Here is a 270-nt window from a genome sequence, read left to right as displayed (position 1 = left end):
CTGGACCCGGAAGCAGGCAGTTTGAAGCTTGGGATCTTCCCGACGCTGGGGCCCTACCTGCTGCCGCATGTCGTCCCCCGGCTGCGCGAGCGCTTTCCGCGCATGGAGCTGCTGCTCACCGAGGAAAAGACCGAGATCCTGCTGCAGCTGCTGCAGGAAGGTCGCATTGATGCGGCCGTGCTGGCCCTGCCCCTGCACGAGGACCAGCTGCACGCCGAACTGCTGTTCGAGGAGCCCTTCGTGCTCGCCGTGCCAGCCGATCCCGCGCTT

Annotated in this window: 1 protein-coding gene; it reads left to right on the top strand. The window is 66.7% G+C overall.

Going from position 1 to position 270, the window contains the following annotated elements:
- A partial coding sequence (locus tag FLQ44_RS21245; protein ID WP_338117503.1) for a LysR substrate-binding domain-containing protein occupies nt 1-270 on the top strand: 270 nt, incomplete at its 3' end.

Source organism: Vogesella mureinivorans (genome assembly GCF_007644035.1).
GTDB classification, from domain to species: Bacteria; Pseudomonadota; Gammaproteobacteria; order Burkholderiales; family Chromobacteriaceae; genus Vogesella; species Vogesella mureinivorans.
Note: the sequence above shows the minus strand (reverse complement) of the source record. Positions and strands in the feature narration are given on the sequence as shown.